This window comes from Adhaeribacter sp. (genome assembly GCF_057359045.1).
The window spans coordinates 17779-36029 of the sequence record NZ_JBMQUD010000046.1; the positions used below are offsets into that span (position 1 = coordinate 17779).

Here is an 18251-nt window from a genome sequence, read left to right on the forward strand (position 1 = left end):
TTAAACAATTATTGTATTATTCTTGCATATTCAAATTTATATAGATAAATTTGAATATTAAAATTGAAATAGAAAAATACAATACCAAAGTATATGAAAAACCTTATACCCCTGTTTATTATCATTATTTTATCTTCTTGTGCCGCTAATAAGCGGGGTGGTTACCATAAATTACCACCGTTAGAAAACCGTTTCAGCCGCCAGTTATACTGGAAAACAGAAAGATCGCACGGCAGCATTAAAACAGATAAAAATACGGTAACTGCTTACCACGGAGAAAAACCGGTGCAAGCCAATTGATTTTAAAGTTCGAAAAGCCAATTAGTTTACAAAAAACCGGTTAAAGGACGGGCCATTGCTTTACAAGGACAATCCGGCCCGGCACCTTTAGCCGGCATAATTCTTTGCTTGTACTTATCTAAAGGTGCGGTTTCTGACTGCACCTTTTTTTATTTAAATAATGTTAATTTACATATAAGTACTTCTAAAAATCCGAAGCGGTTGTAAGTTAAAAATTGGTTTCTGGCTAAATAAGAAGTAAGCAACCCTCACCCAAAGCATTACCGCTATAACGCTTACATTTATTTAATACAATATATTAAATCTAATTATAAACTTCCAGAATTATCATTAATCAGATACAATGTTTAAAAGCGTAAACACTAGCTAAACACCCGTATAAACAAAGTATAATTTAAGCCTTCGAACTATAATCTTAATCTACCCGGCAAATTTTACCGGAATACCTATTTAAAATAGCAGAACTGGAATTCAGAAATAAATAGAGTCTGATTACGCCGAAGAAAAGCTTGCGCTTATAAATACCCAATACTTTGCTGGGAAAAAGCCCCATACATCATTCTCCGGAGGAGCAAGCAACCTGCTTTATTCTGTTATATATAAGTTATACGTACGTACACCAGTAAACACCGGCAATTACAGATTTTCTTTTCTTTTCAGATCGCGGATGTACTTCTTATCGATGCCAGTGGCTTTGGCAACTTGCCTTACGGTCATGCCTGCTTTTAGCTTACGCCGGATTAACTCGTTCCGAGTCATTTTTTTCTTAACAACAGGCTTGGGCTTTGTTTTGGACTTGGTCTTGGTTTCAGCGGCAGCAACCTCGGGCTTCACCGGTTCTTTTTCGGCCTCGCGGGCAGCCATACTATCGGCTTTGGCTTCTATAGCCTCGTGGTTCGTTACCGGGTTGGGTAAATTGGCTTTGGTAATAGCTTGCCGGGTATATTCAGGAACCGTAGTTGTTAGCTGGTCGCTTTCTGCTTCGGTTTCGGTATACGTTATATCATAGTCACGGGCCGGATCTTCGCGCTGAAATGCGTAAATCGCCAACCCCATAATTACTAAAATCAGGAATACGCCAAAACCCCCTTTATCTTCTTTAAAGAAGCGTTTGATATTCATTTTATTTAAATAACATTTTTAAGTTACGGCCCTTTACTGTTGCACGGCAACCCATTTTAAAGCTGTGCTGAATTTTAGCGCAACTAAGTTGCGGCAGTGGTGTAACGCTGTGGTGCTGTAATATTTTATAATCTATAGCTTTTATTTACGAACAGCGTACCCAAATTACTGGCCGTTTACCCGCTTTCATACGCCAAATTACTTACTTTAGCTACTATCTAAAAATATTATGTATTTATTGCTTCTTGTGTACTAGCTTAATCTGGTGCCGCTGCCTTGTTTCTGAATGCCTCCTAAATTTTACTAGTAATCTTATAAACAAACTCTTACAAGCAATCTAACCGTACGAATTAGGCATATTACGGGTTGTACGTTTAAGCCCTGGTAGTTATAATGTTTATGTACATAAATTATCAGCGTAAACTTTACGCCAAGATAATACCCGTATAAATGAACCCCAGTACAACTTTTCCGGGGGCGTGCCACGCCGGATTGGTTTTGCCCCGAAATATTTATTTAACTTACGACTTTTTAAAACCAACTGGGCACTTATGCAAGACTATAAAAAATATTACATTGTACCGGCCGCTCCCGACGAGGTTTATATGGCTTTAACCAATCCGGCAACCATACAGTTGTGGTCTGGCGAGCCAGCCGTTATGACCACCGAACCAGGCTCCGAATTTGAGTTATTCGACGGTAGCATAGCGGGTAAAAACCTGGAATTTGAACCCGAGCGCAAAATAGTTCAGGAGTGGTACTTTGGGGAACAACCCGAACCTTCTATTGTAACCATTAAATTACACCCGCACAAACACGGCACTTCGGCCGAACTCCGGCACACCAACATACCCGACGAAGCGTACGCCGATATTACCAGCGGTTGGGATGATGTTTATTTTGGTAACTTAATTTCTTTTTACGAAGGCGAATAAATTTACTAACCGGCGTATGTATGTTAAAATATATTGTCTTTGATTTTGATGGCACACTGGTAGATTCAAAGGCAACTTTTATAACCACATACAACCAAATCGCCCAAAAAAATGCTTTTAAACAAATAACCTTACCCGATGTAGAAGAACTCCGCCAACTTTCTATTACCGAAAGGTGCCGCTATTTAGGCGTACCATTGTACCGGTTGCCCTTTCTTACCTCGGAGTTTGTGCAAGGGTACCGCCAATCGTTAAGCAACGTGTTGCTTATAAACGGCATGCGCGAGTTACTGCAGGAACTCAGCCGGCGCAATTACCAGTTAGCCATTATTTCGAGTAACGCCGAAAAAAATATCCGGCAGTTTTTGCAGCAGCAGCACCTGGAAATTATTCGTACGGTTTATACCTCGCATAATTTATTTGGCAAAGACAAACTCATAAAAAAATTTTTAAAGTTTTATAAACTACAGCCCCAAGAAATAATTTACATTGGCGATGAGCAACGCGATGTAATTGCCTGCCAGAAAAACAACGTTAAAATTATTTGGGCCGGTTGGGGTTACGATGGCTGGCCGCAGCCCGGCCACTACCAACCCGACTACCTGGCTACTGTACCCGGGCAAATACTCGAATTTATTTCTTGAACTTCATATTTAGCACTAACCTCTATAGAACTAACCTCAGCTTTCATGTATCTTTTTACCGACATTTAACAATATACCAAAACATTAGGCGCTTCCGGCAAGTATGTTTAAGGGTCTAAACCATGTAGTTATATAAATCAACTACCCAAACGTGTATATATTATGCAGAAACTTAACGGAAAAGTAGCCCTTATTACCGGTTCCGATTCAGGCATTGGCCGTGCTACCGCCATTGAATTTGCCAAAGAAGGCGCCAATATTATTGTTTGTTACCGGTCAGATAAAGAAGGAGCCCAGGAAACCTTAACGCAGGTACAAAAACAAAATCGCAAGGGAATAGTATTGCAGGTAGATATTAGCGATGAGCAGGCGGTAGAAAACTTATTTGCGCAAGCTTTAAAAGAATTTAATACCGTTGATATTCTGGTAAATAATGCGGCTGTAAACGGCTCGGGTATAAACGTAGCCGATATGGATACAGAGGTATTTGACCGTACCATCCGCACCAATTTGTACGGTACATTCTTCTGCTGCCGCACCTTTATCCGGCACCGGAAACAAAAAGGTGGCAAAGGCAAAATCATAAACGTAAGCTCGGTGCACGAAGAAATTGTTTCGGCGGGCACCGCCGATTATTGCGCCTCGAAAGCGGCTGTCCGGAACCTGACCCGCACCCTAGCCCTGGAACTGGCCGAAGACGGCATAAACGTAAATAATATTTCTCCGGGCATGATTTTAACGCCCATGAACCAGGAGGCCGTAGATAATAAAGAAGTAAGGGAAGAAAAAGCCGAAAACATACCCATGAAGCGGCCTGGCAACCCTGAAGAAATTGGCCGGTTGGCGGTATTCCTGGCTTCTTCCGATTCAGACTACGTTACGGGCTCCAGTTATTTCATGGATGGCGGCTTATCGATATTTATGGGGCAAGGGGCTTAAGGGGTAAGGCCTTTCAGCGATATTTATACTCCTCTATTCAGGAGGAATTGCGCTTTAGTCTAAATAATAAATCCACAAGATCATGCTGAAATTCTTCGAACTATTTCAGATGATCTTGTTGGTAGAGATGTACTTTTATTTGAAGCTGTTTAGAGTTTTGGAAATGGTATTAACGTTTGCCCTTGCTGCGTGTTTTCACTGGCAACTAGTCGGGCAGAAGCTAAAATATTGGCGGTGATAACACCACCAATGGCAGCAGTTACTACTATTTTATGTATTTTATAAAACCCGAAACAAGTTCTTTAATTTAACGCGCACTAAGCAATCAAATAAAAGTACATTCCGCTATTATACATTCTTCCGTCAGGAATATTTTAATTATTGTTGTTGAAACTAACGGGCTTTGCGGGAATTTCCACCCGATGCCCGGCCCCGGCGACCACCTGGGGTATTTGTTTTACGGCCTTTGACCGGATTTAAGCGGCTTTTAGGCGTACTTTTATCAACAGGTGCTCCGGGCGCAGCAGTGGCGGCAGCACGGCTTTGTGGCCCACGGCGACCGGTATTGGCGGCTTGGTTTGGTTTTCTGCCCCCGGAACGGGCTCGGGCAACAGGCCGTGCAGGTATTAATTCATCATAGAAGTCTTCGTCTTGGTGGCGTGGAGTAGAATCTTTCCGGGCGCGGGTACCCAAAATACTTTTTAATTCAGCCAACTCGGTATCGGTTAGCACGCGCCAGGTACGCACCGGCAATTTAGTGGTGGTAAAACCTGCCAATCTAATCCGTTGTAAGTGCACGGCTTTGTAACCTAAGTCTTCGCACATCTTTTTCAGGTGGTGGTTGGTACCCGGAGCCAGCACAATCCGGAAACGGTTAGGAGCTTCGCGTACTACATGGTTCTTCTCGCCGGGAGTTGTGCCACTTTCGCTTATTTTGGCCAGAAATTCCGGAGTCAGCATTTTATCTACTGTAACCAAATATTCTTTTTCGTATTTGTTATCGGCCCGATTTAACTTACGTACCAGTTCGGTGTCGTTGCTTAAAAATAACAAGCCTTCGGCTTCACGGTCCAGAAAACCCACCGGCAGCAACGAAGCCGGGTAATTAAGGGCACTGGTAATATTATTTTTTATTTTGGTATCGGTAGCCGTAGAAATACCAGCCGGTTTGTTAAATATTAAAAAAACCGGTTCTTCTTCACGCACGTGCAATAATTCCCCGTCGATCCGGACTTTATCTTTAGCCGTTACTTGCGTACCAGCCTGGGGTGTGCGGCCGTTAACGGTAACCCGGCCTTGTTCAATCAGCTTGTCGGCTTCGCGTCGGGAGCAAAACCCACTATCACTGATAAGTTTATTTAATCTTTTGGGATTCATATATATTAGCGGCTACCTGGCCGCATTATTTGTAAACTAATAAATACTGAAAAAAGGTAAACTGGTTAAAAATATCTAATTGATTCTGTAAAACCGACGCTAAAACAAGAAAACCAAAACCTAGCTGTTTAGCCCGCCAATATTTTAATTTACCTGGTTAATGTTACGGCTTCTGTTTTAAATAGATAGCAACAATACCCTTAGTTTTAACCGGTTTTATAAAGTTCTCTTTTTTAATATTGATTTCTTTTCTTAAATAAATTGGCTGTTATTATTGGAAATCAATTTATTACAAAAACGGGAGTAGTGGGGCAGGTAGATATAAACCAGAATAAAAAATAAATGGCCGTAAAAGGAGCTGACTCATTAATTAAAATTTTGTCAACTCCATTTTAACAGCCATTGCAAATATAACTTTTTTATTTTTACAAGCAGTAAAAGAAGCGTATTATTTAACAGAATCGGGAGCCGCCGCCGGAGTAGCGGCAGGCTTTGTTTGTTTGCCGCGGTTAAACAAAGAATTTAATTTCTCATTGGCTTTCTGCTTCAATTGCGCTTCCGCCTCAGCCCGTTTTTTTTCTAATTCAACTTTAGCTTTGGCTTCGGTTTCGATGCGTTTCTGGTCCAGTTCGGCCCGTAAGCTATCCTGTACCTGCTGTTTTTTTACTTCTAGCTTATCTTTAGCGGTTTCGAGCTTAGCCTGCACTACATTTTGGATTACTTCTTTGGCTTGGCCTTTGGCCGAACCACCCGCTAAGGCTACTTTGGGCTCGGTAAGCGTACCACCAATATTTAAATTTAAGGTTAACCGGTCGGTACCTTTAATATTTTGCAAACCGGTAAGCGAGGTAAGCTTGGCGTTTAAAGCGTTGCCCACTTTGCCGGTGGGCACATCCAGGGCCGTAACGTAAGCCAACTTACCATCAATGCTGTTGGTGCCGCCAATGGTCATTTTTATGTCGCGTACATTTATATCGAAAGGTTTTACCACCAGGTTACCGCCTACAATCTCGGCGCTGAAATCTTTATTTTCTACGACCAGGTTCCGGACTTCATCAAAATTAGTTACTTCACTAATGCGTTCCAGCACTTTAACGTTGGTAACCACGGCCTTAATTACTTCCACCACCCCTTTACCGGTTAAAGTACTAAATACCGGCATCATGTCTTTGCCCAACTCACCCGAAAAATTAAACGTGGTAGAGAACTGCCCATCTAATAACCGGGCAATGGGTGCCAAAGCTTTAATGGTATTAAAGGTGTTGTAAGCCGATTTAAAATCGAGGTTATTTATATCTAAGCCAACCGAAAACTGGGGGTGCTGCAGGTTTTGGGTATTGTAAGTACCGGTAGTAACAAAGCTTCCGCCCAAGGTATTAAAAGCTACTTTCTCCAGGCGGGCAATCCGGTCTTTTATAATAACGGTACCGCGGGTATTGTTTAACTTCATGTTACTGTACAAAACTTCGCCTATAGAGGTGTTTAAAACAAAATCCAGGTCGGCGGGTACTTCTACCACACCTTCGGCGGGCGTTTCGGCAGGTTTACCGGTATCTTCGCTTACCATCCACTCGTTTATATCAAACCGTTTAGAGTTAAGGGTTAAATTACCGCGCAAAGGCTGGTTCTTAGAGAACAGATAGCCCATGTAATTAGAGATGGTGCCGTTTACCTGAATATCGCTTTTACCTACGGCGCCGTTCATGCGCTGCACGTTAATATTTTCGTTGTTAAATACTACCTGGGCCTCGTTTACTTTCATGCCCTGCGGCAAATCGGTGCTAACGTACGTTAAATTATTTACCTGCATGGTACCGCTAGACGTAATATTGGCGTATTTGCCCGCTTCAATATCCGTCATTTTGCCTTTGGTAGCTACATCGGCATTAATGCGGCCGGTTACAGTCATGCCTTCGAGCGGAAATATTTTAGTAAGTTTGGTTAAATCCAGCACGCCTTTTATCTGGGCATCAAAAGCCGGTTTATCTATATCCTGGATGGTTACCCGGCCTTGCAGCGGCTCGCCATCGAGCAGCATATTAAATTTATCTACTACAATACGGGTATCGTCGGTGTTGCCGGTAGTGTTCGAAATGGTAGAAGAAAGATTCAGGTTTTGAATAGGCGCCGGAAAATCTTTAGACTTAATAAAGCCGTTGGCCAGGTTCAGGCGGGCGCTAACCACGGGCATTTGGGTTTTGCTGTAAGTACCTTTGGCGGTACCGTTCAGGTTTAATAAGCCCCGCAAGGTCATGCCTTCTACCGGAAAAACTTTTGTCATTTCGGTTAAATCGATGTTGGCTTTTACGTTGCCGTTTACCTGCATGGGTTCCAGGCCCTGAATTACTGCCTGGGCATCTACAGGATTTTTGCCTAAATCCAAATGAAATTTATTTACCCAAATGTTGGTCTTGTTTATATCGCCGGTGGGGTTATCTACTTTTAAATCTATGTTAATATTGGTGGCAGCCTGCGGCAACTCGGGGTATTTAAAACGGCCGTTTACTACCTGCAACTCCGTACCAAAACCCGGCATTGAGGTTTCGTTAAAGCGGCCTTTTACATAGCCTTTAAACGCCATTTTCCCGTCGGTCTGGATGTCTTTAAACTTCTCAGTAAACATGCCCGGCACAATCGACAAAATATTTTTAAAGCCCGTTTCCGCCGCCTGGAAAGTCAGGTCCAGGTCAATGTCGTCGGTGGGCATTAAAATAGAGCCATTAAACCCAAACGGAAACTCGTTGATTTTGATTTTATTTTCTTTAAACGTGTACTGCGATTTATTTAAGTCCAGAGCCAGGGTTACATCGGCATCGAGTTGGGTATTTTCTAAATAATTAACGCCGCCGTAGGTCATGGTAAAACCGGTGGCTGTAGTTTTAGATACCAAATCAAAAATATTCTGCTCAAAGTCGCCGCTGCCGCTGTGGTTTACCTGGTGCGCCACCAGCCCCAGGGGTATGCTTAAATCTTCGTAAATAAAGGTGCCGTTTTTAATATTCCAGCCTTTAATAGCCATGTTAAACTCGCTGGTAGCTGTATCGGTAGGTGTTTGGGCGGTGGTATCGGTTTTAAAAATATCCCAGTTGGCTTTGCCGCTTTTAAGCACCACCAGTTTTATGCGGGGCTCCTCCAGGTTTATCGATTTAACTTTTAGCTCGTCGCCGGATATTACACTCATTAAATCCAGGCCCATGCTAAACGCCGGCAAAGCGGCCAAGGTATCGCGCTGAAAAGAATCGATACCAACTACCGTTAAATTATTTACGGTTAAAGACAAATTAGGAAAATGCCGGAACAAGCTCAGGCTCACGTCATCGGCTTTATAAATAACCTTGGCAGCTACACTTTTTTCGATTTGTTTATCCAATACCTGCTTTACTTTATCTTTAAACAGGTAAGGTGTTAAGGCAGCGGCGGCAAAAAGCACTACCACCAAAATAATAAGACCAATAAAAAGCTTTTTCATAATGTATATTTATAGGATTATGGTTCGGTGTTGTTTTATATTATTTACGAATCTGAAAACAATACCTATATAAATAAGGTTATATTTTTATTTTTACCGGCGAAAAACTAAGCTTTTCTATTTTCCTGGTAAAATAAAAAATATAGCTGGTAATTAAAGCCCGGAACAATAGAACGAAGTTAGGCAAAATTTTCCCGCTTTGTTTTGTACTTTAAATAAAATACGGGCGTTTATACCGAAGCGCTTATGCCATCGTTGTTTTAGCGTAGCCAATTTTTACCGGAATTTATACATTGGCAACGTTTAAAAAATTTCATGCAATTTAAGGTTATTCAAATATTATGCCTGTTCGGTTTGGTTGCTTTTTCCAGTAAGGCCCAGGACCTGCATTTTACCCAGCAATACGCTAACCGGCTGCACCTGAACCCGGCTTATGCAGGCTTGCACGCCGATTACAGCGGCATTTTAACTTACCGGAACCAGTGGCCCAGTTTACCCAAAGGCTTTGTAACGAACCAGTTTGCCGGTTATTATCGCCTGCGCAACCAAACCTCTTCGGTGGGTTTAACCATGTCTTCGGATAAAGCCGGTGAGGGCGGTCTGGGTAAATTTCAGGTAGGCGGCCAATATGCTTACCAGGCCAACTGGAACGAAAATTTACTTTTTAGCGTAGGTATGCAGCTGAGTTATAATTCGCAGCGCCTGGATTACAGCCGCCTGACGTTTGGCGACCAGTTAAACGACGACGGTACGACCAACCCTAATTCATTGGAGTTAAACTTTTACGACCCGGTGCGGTATATAAGCGTAGGTACAGGCGCAGTGCTGTATAACAATAATTTTTGGGTTAGTTTAGCGGGGCAGCATTTAAACCGGCCCAACACCGGTTTTAACCAGGAATCGGTTTTACCGGCGAAAATAATCCTGAACGGCGGCTATAAATGGGTACTAAATAAATATTATTACCTGAACAAGCCGCATGAGTGGAGCCTGACGCCCAGTATTACGTATACCCAGCAAGGGCCTTTTAAAAAAAGTGATATTGCGGTATATACTACCTATACACCTTTTACGTTTGGAATATTGTACCGCGGCTTACCCTTATTGAGCAATTATGCGTATGATCAGTCGGTTAGTTTAATTGCGGGTATTGTGCTTGATCCGTGGAAGATTGGATACAGTTATGACGTGCCGGTTTCGCCGTTTGGCACCCGCAACGGAGGCGCACACGAAATATCATTATCTTTTGAAAAGATAGATTATAATAAAATATTTAAAAAACGGGTTTCCGGAAAAAATTATAAACGAATAGCTTTGCCATCTATTTAATTTTATATAATATTGCAAATTATACAGCAGTTCTTATTAAATTTGTCCAAACAGGTAATGAATAAATATTTATGAATTTTTTAAAGTACGTAACCTACGCTGCCGCCGGCGTTATGCTCCTGGCATCGTGTAACAAACGCGGGAACCCATCCAGTACCGATCCGGGCCGCTACAGTACCAAAACCGGTATTGAATACAACGAAGAAGAAGGCTTCCAGGTGGCAGATTACGCCGATATGCCGGAAGGGCCGGGTTTAATATTTATTGAAGGGGGCCGTACTACTTTGGGTTCCAGTGAAGAAGATGTAGCCATGACCCGCGACAACATTGAACGTACGGTTACCATTGCCTCTTTTTTTATGGACGAAACCGAGGTGGCCAACATTCACTGGCTGGAGTACCTGATGTTTGTAAAAAGAGATTCTGCTGAAGAATTTTACCGCTCGGCTTTACCCGATACAACTGTTTGGGAAAGAGAACTTTCTTTTAACGACCCATACAAGCAATATTACCTGCGTTACCCTGGTTTCCGTTTTTACCCGGTAGTAGGGGTAAGCTGGGAACAAGCCAACGATTATTGCTTGTGGCGTTCGGCTAAAGTAAACGAGAAATTAGCTTCTGGTGGTACTACCGGCGGCAAACGTAAATTTGGTATTTTTGGTAAAAGAAAATCTGGCGGTGATGCCGAAGCACCAGCCGAAGGCGGAAATAACCTTTCTATAGAGTCGGGTATGCATTTGCCTAACTACCGGCTCCCAACCGAAGCCGAGTGGGAATACGCTGCCCAGGCTATGATTGGTACCCAGTTAGACGAAGACGAGAACCAGGCCAACCGCCGTATTTATCCTTGGGACGGCCACCAACTGCGTAACCCGTATGGCAAACGTCAGGGGCAGTTTTTAGCTAACTTTAAACGCGGCCGCGGTGACTACGCCGGTATTGCCGGTAGCCTGAACGATGGTGCGATGATTACCGAATACGTGTATTCATACCCACCCAACGATTTTGGTTTGTACAATATGGCAGGTAACGTAAACGAGTGGGTACAAGATGTGTACCGGCCGTTATCGTTCCAGGATGTAGAAGACCTGAACCCGGTACGCCGTTCTGGTGGTACCACCGACCCGGCAACTGATTATGCAGCGGGTGCGGCTGGTGGCTTTGAATCTTTGATTACCGACGAAGTGCGCGTGTATAAAGGTGGTTCCTGGAAAGACGTAGCTTACTGGTTATCGCCGGGTACCCGCCGGTTTATGGCCCAGGATTCAGCTACTGCTACCATTGGTTTCCGTTGCGCCATGATTAACACTGGTTCTAACCGTTAATAATAAAATACTTTAAAAGAAAAGCCTGGACCAATATGGTTCAGGCTTTTTGTTTTTTATATAGTTGCCAAATTCTTGCGCTAATCAAAATATTTGATTTCAAAAATCATTTAAAAGTTATTCTGTTAGCAACTGTTTTTATTTAATAACCTCCTTATAACTGGTTTGACTTCTTCATTATTTTAATTTAATTTTCTTCTTTTCTCGAAGAATGGTATTTATTTAAATGTCAGAAGCTATCAAAGATGAAGATCTTACCATGGTAGTCTATTATGCTTTGCTGAACTTCCTTAATCTGATGAAACATTTGATATGCTACAAGATAATGACTCGCTGTTGCAGACCGGCGGTAATTAGGTTCCCCTTTTTCATTTTAATCCTCTTCTTTAGTTTCATTTCTTATATACTCTAATGCTTTTTCCGTTTGCTGCTCTAAAACTTTGTTAGTTTCATACTTGTTTAGAAAGGCTAATTCTTTAACTGTATAATCTAAATCATTGTTTTTATAGTCTTTATCTAAACATATTTTACTTAAAAGCACTAGAAGATAAGCTAAATATTTTTTATAAAATTCAGAAGTATATAGGTAATAAATTACCATTATAACTAGAAGAGTCTAACGCTTTCCTATCTTTATATTCAGCCATTTGATTTCCATAGACCCAGCATTTATCTTTTTGCCCAATTTCATACATTTCTGTAAATCCATAATACTCTAATATAGAATTGGTTTCTTCCGCAGTTATGTTGCCGAAATTGAATATCTTCCAGAGCCAATTATAAGATAAAGCTACATCAGAAACAGTAGCTAAATTTTGCAAATCTTTTAATTTTCTACTATTCGGTAGGCATCCAAGCGTGGGTAATATTCCGTTTTATACTTTCGATTATATTCAGCACGCGGTGGGTTAATCTCCTGTGAAATGTAATTAGTGAAGCTAATTGGGATTTGTGTTTCGTTCAATAATAACATGATAAGGTTAGTACTGATTTTTTCTTTATCAAGCTTATATGTGTATGTTTCTCTTCCCATGTAGTTTACAGGTGATTTGAAGATTAAAGTCTTCTTTAATTTCAAATTAATAGTAACGGGTCGCGGCTAAGGCACGCTTTAGTGTACTTTAGCTTGTGTTGGCATTAGTTTTTCTTTAAAGTCAAGCGAATATATTTAGTCTGCTCGTTATGGTCTGAGTCCATCATAATCTGTTCCGCTAGGAAACTATTTTTAGTTTCCCAAATTAATTTTTCTGGCCCCCATTTTGTTAGCGCCCTTTCCCACTCAAGCTCAATATTGCTATTATTAATTTTAAATAATTGCAGTCCGTTTGGGTTATAGCCCGCAACCAAGTCAGCTGAGCCACAAATAAATAGTTTCTTATCTGGTGAGACTGCCGGTATGCCGTAAACAGTTCTTTTGTTACCAGTCCTTTGGTCTATCAGCAAGTAGCCGGAACCCTCCCAAAGGGCATAATATACAAGCCATTGAGAAATATCTTTAAGATTATCTAAATACTTGTATCTTACTAAAGCATCTTCTGCCTCTGTTTCTTGTTCAGGTGAAGTATCTTCCAGTATTACTTGTTTCTGAGTAGAAGGAATGTTAAATACTAGCTTCCTGCCAATCCTTTTCACTCTTGCTGAGTCGGAAAGTATGTTTTTAGATTCAGAGGAATCAGGATTTATAAGTTTATTTTTTTGGAAATCTGATTTAGAAATCTGGGTTAAACGTAATGTGTAATCTTTCACAATTATTGTATCAAGTTCTGATAATAGAAAAGGCAAAGTTGGCTGTGAAGTCGCTTCTTCTTTTTCGTTCTTTAAATCAGTACGTGAAAAATCTACTGCTTTTTTTCTAAAGCAAGAAACACCGAATAGTGCAGCTATTAGGATAATAGATATTTTTTTCATCTTATAAATTAATACCAACGTTCTAGCCTATGCGGTGGCGTAGCTACCGTATAGGTACTGTTGTGCGAAGCTATTATTGATTATTTAACTTTATAGAAATGCTCTGATAAAATCACAATTGCTGCTAGCTTATTGTCAGCAAACCTATAATAGTGATTTATGGCTTTGTTTGATGATTCTAGCTGTACAACATTTATGGCAGCAATGCCTTTTCCTGGATCAATCTTAATGGCCTTAAATAAGACCTCTTTAGTGATACCTAGTGAAACTCCATTTTTTAATGACATTTCATTGTCCATTATTATAGAATTTACTATTTCATATTTTTTGGAGTTCTCATTGAAATATGCCCCCAGAAAACTATTTTTAGTATTTAAGTAATAAATCTTCTCTTTTTTATGGGTTTTATCTTTGTAAGGGGCAACCATTCTTTTATTAAAAATCCATGAATTTGGCTGTGAGTTTTGCAGGTTTTTAATATTATCAAATGATCCAAAAGGATAAAACATAAAATCATCATCAAGAACAAAATGTAACGTATCATTGGTAATTTTACCTTTAGTTGATGCATTAACTAGACTATTTTTGAGGCTACTGAATAAAGCTTCGTTTTCTAAATAATGAAGATTGTGTTTACCAAAAGAGCTTGAAAATTGATAGAGGCAAACAAAAACTAGCAGCGATAGTGTTTTGAGCATAATACTTGTCTTTTTAGTTATTTATAGTTCAGATGCAAAAATGGTTGATGAGGGTGCCTATAAACTTTAAAATAAATTCTCAGTAACGCCTGACGTCTAGTGCATAAGACGTGCGAGGCAGTCGGCCGTGACATGGCTTATGCACCTTGCTGTGCGTACGTTTTTATTTAAGCCCCAGGAATCTCCATAGATTAAATTTAGGTTTACTTCTTGTGAAAATACCTTCTCTGTAAGGAGTTATTTCTACTTTAACCCTATCTTTTACGACCACGCCGAAATGATTACCTACATTGGAATGGACACTTTCAAATTTCCCAAGGGAAAGCATTTTTTCCAGAATCCTTACACCTTCAGCGTAATCATCATAAATATCAACAGGCAAGGGGTAATATGCTTTGGTAGACCTTATAAACCCAATGAAGAAATATGGGTCTAAGTCGCCGAACTCATAGCTGAACACCAGCGGCACCTCAATGTATTGCTGGGTAATTGTATTTTCATAGAAACAGTGAAAGCCATGAACATAATACCTCCATTCACCCATGTGTCCCGAAGGCATTTTCAATTCATAGAAAGTACCTAAAGGAAAATCCCTGTCTAAATCAACCTTTAGCTTTTTAGCTAATCTAAAGATTAGGTTTTCTCCTAAAGCTCTGTAATCCTTTGCACACTGCTCGAAAAAAGTTTGGTTTTCCTCTATCTCTTGGTCCGTTATCAGTTTGGCTATGTTGATTTCAGGTTCAACAGTATGGACGGCAACTTTAAACTCTGTGAGTTCTTCCCCTAATCTTTTGCCAATCTCACCGCGCTGTTTAAGAACGGATGCTCCAAACAATAGCTTTAGTGACTTACCCCTTGGGATGGAGTGGATAGTTGCAATAGATGGAATGTGCTCCTCTGACTCAACTACTATTACATCTGTTGCTCGTTCCAAAGTTATATAATATTATAAATTAAACCCAACGGGCTGTGGCTAAAGAGCGTTTTAATGCTTTTTAGCTTTTGTTAGGTAGTGTTATTCCTTTATTACATTTTTAGTGTTTATTAATATAGTATTTTCTTTAGCATCTTTACCATAAATTAATTTGGCAGTTTCGAATTTTAAACGTTCCACTGCTATTAATTCTATGGAGGTTAATTCTTTTAGATTTTTAATTTCACTTTTGGAAACAAGTATCCCATTTTTAACAAATAGATATTGTTCTGGTAACTTTTCATAGCATTCTAATTCTTGGGTTAACTTTATTGCCATTGCTTTTTGTTTATCTTCTAAAGTTAACTTGCTTACAATTTTTATAACACCATCTTTAGCGCCTAGTCCATAGAATTTGTCTAAGAATTCACTATTCTTATCACTATATTTTATAACTTCTATTGATTCTATTATTTCTGGATTTATTTTTCTAAGAGCAGTTGTATCTCCAATAACTTTTCCGTCCAAAACTATCAGCGGATTCTTTTTTTTGCTTCGAACTAGTTGACTTCGGTTTAGTGATGCATCCAAAGGTTAAAAAAGATTTCCTAATAAAAAAAGTCCTTTATTTTTCATTTTCATTGATATTGCCTAACGGTCTAGTATAAACGCCAGCATCGGCCTCCGGCCTCTGCAGTCGTTTATACAATGTTGGTGGGAGTACTTTTATTTATTTCTTCTATCTTTGTGAACTGTAAATATTATAGCTGTTCCTTTTGTTCTTCCATTTTCATCTAACTGATATATCAACGTGTCATTTTCTGGATGGAAAGTATTTGTATTAGGCCTAATAACAAGTTTATTACTTTCTATTACTTTATCAATAATAGATTTATCAAGTGTGATTATACTATCTTTTAACTTGTAATGCCCATAAGTATAAGTACTTCCTAATCCACTACTGTTTGAAAACTTATAAGTCCCATCGGCCTTTAAATCAATAGATGCTCCGTTATAGCCACCATCATGCCCTGCAAATAAAATAGATGGATTTTCTTTAGCCTGAAAAAGATAAAATATAATGGAGCATGTAATTCCTGTTACAATTGGTAGAAAGCTTAACCCAGACTTTGTTTCAGCAAATTCTTTTCTATTGTTATTAAAAGTCCAAATAAGAACAATAATTGCGATAATAGCCTTTCCCAACATCCAAACTCCGTCGAAAATAAAATCTTCGTTTGGTTCTTTGGTTGCTTCATAAACTAAATAAACACCTACTGCTATTAATGGAATACTCCTGAAAATTAGGGTTAATAGATTCACTTTACATTAATCATTAATATTACCACCAACGGGCCGCGTATATGCTAAGCCTGAAGCGAAGCAAGGGTTTAGTATACATTGGGTTAGGTGCTGGAATTTTTATTCAATATCTGTTTTGCTAAAGCAACCTCCCCAACCATGATAATCAGTGAACTTAAACTTTTTAAATGGCTTTAAATCAGGAAGTGCAATTTGATTATTTTTTAATATTGCAATTACAGTATTAACACCGTTCAATGTACATTCACTAAATCCTGCCACTCCTGCATACAAATTGCAACGACCTATTTCGATAACATTATCAATTAAGTCAATTAAGTCTTTGGGGAAAGACTGATATAATGCCTTTAAATTTTCAATTTCTTTTATTGTTAAATCTTTTAGTTCATTAAAATTAGCGTTAAGAACAAATTCAGGAATATAATTTTCTATTTTTTCCTCCCACAGGTCTAGTCTATTGGATGGTGGATACTCCCATAGTCTTTCAAGCAACTTTTGTATTAGGCTTTCATTATTCACACCAGTTTTATCTAGAAAATATTCTAAACACGTTACTCCGTAAGCAAATCGACCCTTTATAGATATTAATTTTATAGTTTCAGACATTTATTTTTTCTTGCACCTAACGTACTTGTGTAAACGACGGCGAGGCCGTCGGCTGAAGCTAGCGTTTACACGTTGTTGTGCGGTCGTGTTTTTTATTTTAGTACTACTTGTAAAACCAACTTTTCTGAGCTTTTCTTTCCAGTAACTTCTTTTTCAAAATAATAAAAATCGAGCCGCTTACCTTGATTTTTCTTTGCAATCTCTGCTAAATCTGATAGAGAAATTGATAGCTTCCCCCAGAACTCTTTTGTTTCAGTAATTCCTAACTTCCTTTTTCTTTCATCTCTAACAAGTAGAAAGAACCTGCAGCTATGGCAAGGAGTGTCGTCTCCATGTCGGATTATTATATTGTCTTCTTTCTTGATTTTATTTAAAGGTAGGTTTATTGTCAAATTTTTAGCAACAGCATTGAATTTGGCAATTACTTTTTCGTTGTAGTACACATGCCAATAATCCAGAGTATCAGAAAACCCCTGACTTGAAATAAAAAGCAGCCCAATTGATATAAGTAATCTTTTCATTTCTATTCTTTACATGCCGCACAACGGTTAGTATAAAAAACGTGTGAGGCCGTCGGCCGGAACATGCTTATTATACAGTGTTGTGGTGCGTTATTTTTCTTGCCAAGTTATCTGAGCTATTTTCCAATTGTCCTTCTCTTTTTCGAGCTTGACAATCGGGTGGTAATGGTCGGCGTAATTTTTCTTGTCCTCATAATTATCGAAGAACCTTAATGTGGCAAGCCAGCTGTCACCCCTTTTTTCCAGTTTGCTAACTTCCACGTCGGTAAGGGGCTCTTGGCTCCTTATCCAATAGTAATAGTAGAGCCAGTCGCAATATTTGTCATACTCGTTGGCATCCGCTTCACTATAAACTGACCAGTCAACTTTGCTTATATGTTCAGCACAGCCTGAAACCCTTTGTTTCTCTTGCTGGATGAATTTATCTGAAACTGTGGGCAGCTTTCTTAGCTGTTCAAAGTATGGCTCGTACTCTACCTTGCTTTTTCCTGCATTGCCTTCCACGATTTTTACTTCAATTGGTGTCTTGGGGTCTGGATTGTTTACATTCTTGATATACCAGCGGTGGAAAGAGGTCGCTATGTCTTTAAGCTGTCGAGCCTCCTCTGTTTCTTGAGGAGAAGCTTCTAACTTTTCAGCTAATATAATTTTGGTTGAATCCTTTACAGATATAGCTTCTTGTGGAAGAACCGAATTTCCTTTTCCAGTATTATTTTCTTTTGGCTGTTCTGTGGAGCAACTAAGCAATCCCAAAAACGATAGCGATAGAAGTATTCTTTTCATATTTATAATGCACCACAACGGCCTCGTGCATGAGGCGTGCAAGGCCGTCGGCCGTAGCA

The 18251-nt window shown here is 39.7% G+C and carries 18 protein-coding genes; 6 read left to right on the forward strand and 12 right to left on the reverse strand.

From position 1 onward, the window contains the following. Positions 1 to 93: 93 nt before the first annotated feature. The gene (locus ACO1R6_RS08465) at positions 94 to 300 is read left to right on the forward strand and encodes a hypothetical protein (protein ID WP_486263884.1); all 207 of its coding nucleotides are present in this window, start codon (positions 94 to 96) and stop codon (positions 298 to 300) included. A 636-nt stretch (positions 301 to 936) separates the two neighbouring features. Here the strand turns inward: ACO1R6_RS08465 and ACO1R6_RS08470 are convergent. After that, the gene (locus ACO1R6_RS08470; protein ID WP_486263886.1) at positions 937 to 1422 is read right to left on the reverse strand and encodes a hypothetical protein; all 486 of its coding nucleotides are present in this window, start codon (positions 1420 to 1422) and stop codon (positions 937 to 939) included. A gap of 551 nt (positions 1423 to 1973) precedes the next feature. On the opposite strand from ACO1R6_RS08470, the gene ACO1R6_RS08475 reads away from it, so the two are divergent. The 3 genes from ACO1R6_RS08475 to ACO1R6_RS08485 all read left to right on the forward strand — a co-directional run bounded on the left by ACO1R6_RS08475 (position 1974) and on the right by ACO1R6_RS08485 (position 3940). Beyond that, positions 1974 to 2357, forward strand: a complete 384-nt coding sequence (locus tag ACO1R6_RS08475; RefSeq protein ID WP_486263888.1) for an SRPBCC domain-containing protein — start codon at positions 1974 to 1976, stop codon at positions 2355 to 2357. Positions 2358 to 2377: 20 nt separating this feature from the next. After that, a complete protein-coding gene (locus ACO1R6_RS08480) occupies positions 2378 to 3001 on the forward strand; it encodes an HAD hydrolase-like protein (protein WP_486263890.1) in 624 nt (207 codons plus the stop codon). A 162-nt stretch (positions 3002 to 3163) separates the two neighbouring features. Next, on the forward strand, positions 3164 to 3940 hold the full coding sequence (locus ACO1R6_RS08485) for an SDR family NAD(P)-dependent oxidoreductase (protein ID WP_486263892.1): 777 nt from the start codon (positions 3164 to 3166) through the stop codon (positions 3938 to 3940). Positions 3941 to 4333: 393 nt separating this feature from the next. Here the strand turns inward: ACO1R6_RS08485 and ACO1R6_RS08490 are convergent, their stop codons facing one another. Both ACO1R6_RS08490 and ACO1R6_RS08495 read right to left on the reverse strand, forming a co-directional pair. Beyond that, the gene (locus ACO1R6_RS08490) at positions 4334 to 5317 is read right to left on the reverse strand and encodes a pseudouridine synthase (protein WP_486263894.1); all 984 of its coding nucleotides are present in this window, start codon (positions 5315 to 5317) and stop codon (positions 4334 to 4336) included. A gap of 448 nt (positions 5318 to 5765) precedes the next feature. After that, entirely contained in the window at positions 5766 to 8786 is a 3021-nt protein-coding gene (locus ACO1R6_RS08495; RefSeq protein ID WP_486263895.1) for an AsmA-like C-terminal region-containing protein, read from the reverse strand. Positions 8787 to 9101: 315 nt separating this feature from the next. Between ACO1R6_RS08495 and ACO1R6_RS08500 the strand changes: the two genes are divergently transcribed. Continuing rightward, positions 9102 to 10115, forward strand: coding sequence for a PorP/SprF family type IX secretion system membrane protein (locus tag ACO1R6_RS08500; protein WP_486263897.1), 1014 nt, complete (start codon positions 9102 to 9104; stop codon positions 10113 to 10115). A gap of 71 nt (positions 10116 to 10186) precedes the next feature. Next, positions 10187 to 11440 carry a gliding motility lipoprotein GldJ gene (gene gldJ, locus ACO1R6_RS08505; protein ID WP_486263898.1) on the forward strand — a complete coding sequence of 418 codons (1254 nt, stop codon included), beginning with the start codon at positions 10187 to 10189 and terminating at the stop codon, positions 11438 to 11440. Positions 11441 to 11813: 373 nt separating this feature from the next. Here the strand turns inward: gldJ and ACO1R6_RS08510 are convergent, their stop codons facing one another. The 9 genes from ACO1R6_RS08510 to ACO1R6_RS08550 all read right to left on the reverse strand — a co-directional run bounded on the left by ACO1R6_RS08510 (position 11814) and on the right by ACO1R6_RS08550 (position 18192). Next, positions 11814 to 12041, reverse strand: a complete 228-nt coding sequence (locus tag ACO1R6_RS08510) for a hypothetical protein (protein WP_486263900.1) — start codon at positions 12039 to 12041, stop codon at positions 11814 to 11816. A 536-nt stretch (positions 12042 to 12577) separates the two neighbouring features. After that, entirely contained in the window at positions 12578 to 13348 is a 771-nt protein-coding gene (locus tag ACO1R6_RS08515; protein ID WP_486263902.1) for a hypothetical protein, read from the reverse strand. Between the two features lie 80 nt (positions 13349 to 13428). Continuing rightward, complete coding sequence (locus ACO1R6_RS08520; RefSeq protein WP_486263903.1) at positions 13429 to 14046, reverse strand: hypothetical protein; 618 nt, start codon at positions 14044 to 14046, stop codon at positions 13429 to 13431. A gap of 163 nt (positions 14047 to 14209) precedes the next feature. Beyond that, positions 14210 to 14980: a DUF6896 domain-containing protein gene (locus ACO1R6_RS08525; protein WP_486263905.1), complete on the reverse strand. Its 771-nt coding sequence runs from the start codon at positions 14978 to 14980 to the stop codon at positions 14210 to 14212. A gap of 81 nt (positions 14981 to 15061) precedes the next feature. Further along, complete coding sequence (locus ACO1R6_RS08530) at positions 15062 to 15550, reverse strand: hypothetical protein (protein ID WP_486263906.1); 489 nt, start codon at positions 15548 to 15550, stop codon at positions 15062 to 15064. A gap of 135 nt (positions 15551 to 15685) precedes the next feature. Beyond that, the gene (locus ACO1R6_RS08535; RefSeq protein WP_486263908.1) at positions 15686 to 16282 is read right to left on the reverse strand and encodes a hypothetical protein; all 597 of its coding nucleotides are present in this window, start codon (positions 16280 to 16282) and stop codon (positions 15686 to 15688) included. Between the two features lie 99 nt (positions 16283 to 16381). After that, a complete protein-coding gene (locus tag ACO1R6_RS08540) occupies positions 16382 to 16888 on the reverse strand; it encodes a hypothetical protein (RefSeq protein ID WP_486263910.1) in 507 nt (168 codons plus the stop codon). A gap of 92 nt (positions 16889 to 16980) precedes the next feature. After that, positions 16981 to 17409: a hypothetical protein gene (locus ACO1R6_RS08545; RefSeq protein ID WP_486263911.1), complete on the reverse strand. Its 429-nt coding sequence runs from the start codon at positions 17407 to 17409 to the stop codon at positions 16981 to 16983. A 90-nt stretch (positions 17410 to 17499) separates the two neighbouring features. Next, positions 17500 to 18192, reverse strand: a complete 693-nt coding sequence (locus tag ACO1R6_RS08550; RefSeq protein ID WP_486263912.1) for a hypothetical protein — start codon at positions 18190 to 18192, stop codon at positions 17500 to 17502. Between the last annotated feature and the right edge of the window lie 59 nt (positions 18193 to 18251).

What these genes read in the sequence shown, in the direction of transcription:
- ACO1R6_RS08465 (WP_486263884.1), top strand. Translation starts at nt 94, where the DNA reads ATGAAAAACCTTATACCCCTGTTTATTATCATTATTTTATCTTCTTGT.
- ACO1R6_RS08470 (WP_486263886.1), bottom strand. Translation starts at nt 1,422, where the DNA reads ATGAATATCAAACGCTTCTTTAAAGAAGATAAAGGGGGTTTTGGCGTA.
- ACO1R6_RS08475 (WP_486263888.1), top strand. Translation starts at nt 1,974, where the DNA reads ATGCAAGACTATAAAAAATATTACATTGTACCGGCCGCTCCCGACGAG.
- ACO1R6_RS08480 (WP_486263890.1), top strand. Translation starts at nt 2,378, where the DNA reads ATGTTAAAATATATTGTCTTTGATTTTGATGGCACACTGGTAGATTCA.
- ACO1R6_RS08485 (WP_486263892.1), top strand. Translation starts at nt 3,164, where the DNA reads ATGCAGAAACTTAACGGAAAAGTAGCCCTTATTACCGGTTCCGATTCA.
- ACO1R6_RS08490 (WP_486263894.1), bottom strand. Translation starts at nt 5,317, where the DNA reads ATGAATCCCAAAAGATTAAATAAACTTATCAGTGATAGTGGGTTTTGC.
- ACO1R6_RS08495 (WP_486263895.1), bottom strand. Translation starts at nt 8,786, where the DNA reads ATGAAAAAGCTTTTTATTGGTCTTATTATTTTGGTGGTAGTGCTTTTT.
- ACO1R6_RS08500 (WP_486263897.1), top strand. Translation starts at nt 9,102, where the DNA reads ATGCAATTTAAGGTTATTCAAATATTATGCCTGTTCGGTTTGGTTGCT.
- gldJ (WP_486263898.1), top strand. Translation starts at nt 10,187, where the DNA reads ATGAATTTTTTAAAGTACGTAACCTACGCTGCCGCCGGCGTTATGCTC.
- ACO1R6_RS08510 (WP_486263900.1), bottom strand. Translation starts at nt 12,041, where the DNA reads ATGGTAATTTATTACCTATATACTTCTGAATTTTATAAAAAATATTTA.
- ACO1R6_RS08515 (WP_486263902.1), bottom strand. Translation starts at nt 13,348, where the DNA reads ATGAAAAAAATATCTATTATCCTAATAGCTGCACTATTCGGTGTTTCT.
- ACO1R6_RS08520 (WP_486263903.1), bottom strand. Translation starts at nt 14,046, where the DNA reads ATGCTCAAAACACTATCGCTGCTAGTTTTTGTTTGCCTCTATCAATTT.
- ACO1R6_RS08540 (WP_486263910.1), bottom strand. Translation starts at nt 16,888, where the DNA reads ATGTCTGAAACTATAAAATTAATATCTATAAAGGGTCGATTTGCTTAC.
- ACO1R6_RS08545 (WP_486263911.1), bottom strand. Translation starts at nt 17,409, where the DNA reads ATGAAAAGATTACTTATATCAATTGGGCTGCTTTTTATTTCAAGTCAG.
- ACO1R6_RS08550 (WP_486263912.1), bottom strand. Translation starts at nt 18,192, where the DNA reads ATGAAAAGAATACTTCTATCGCTATCGTTTTTGGGATTGCTTAGTTGC.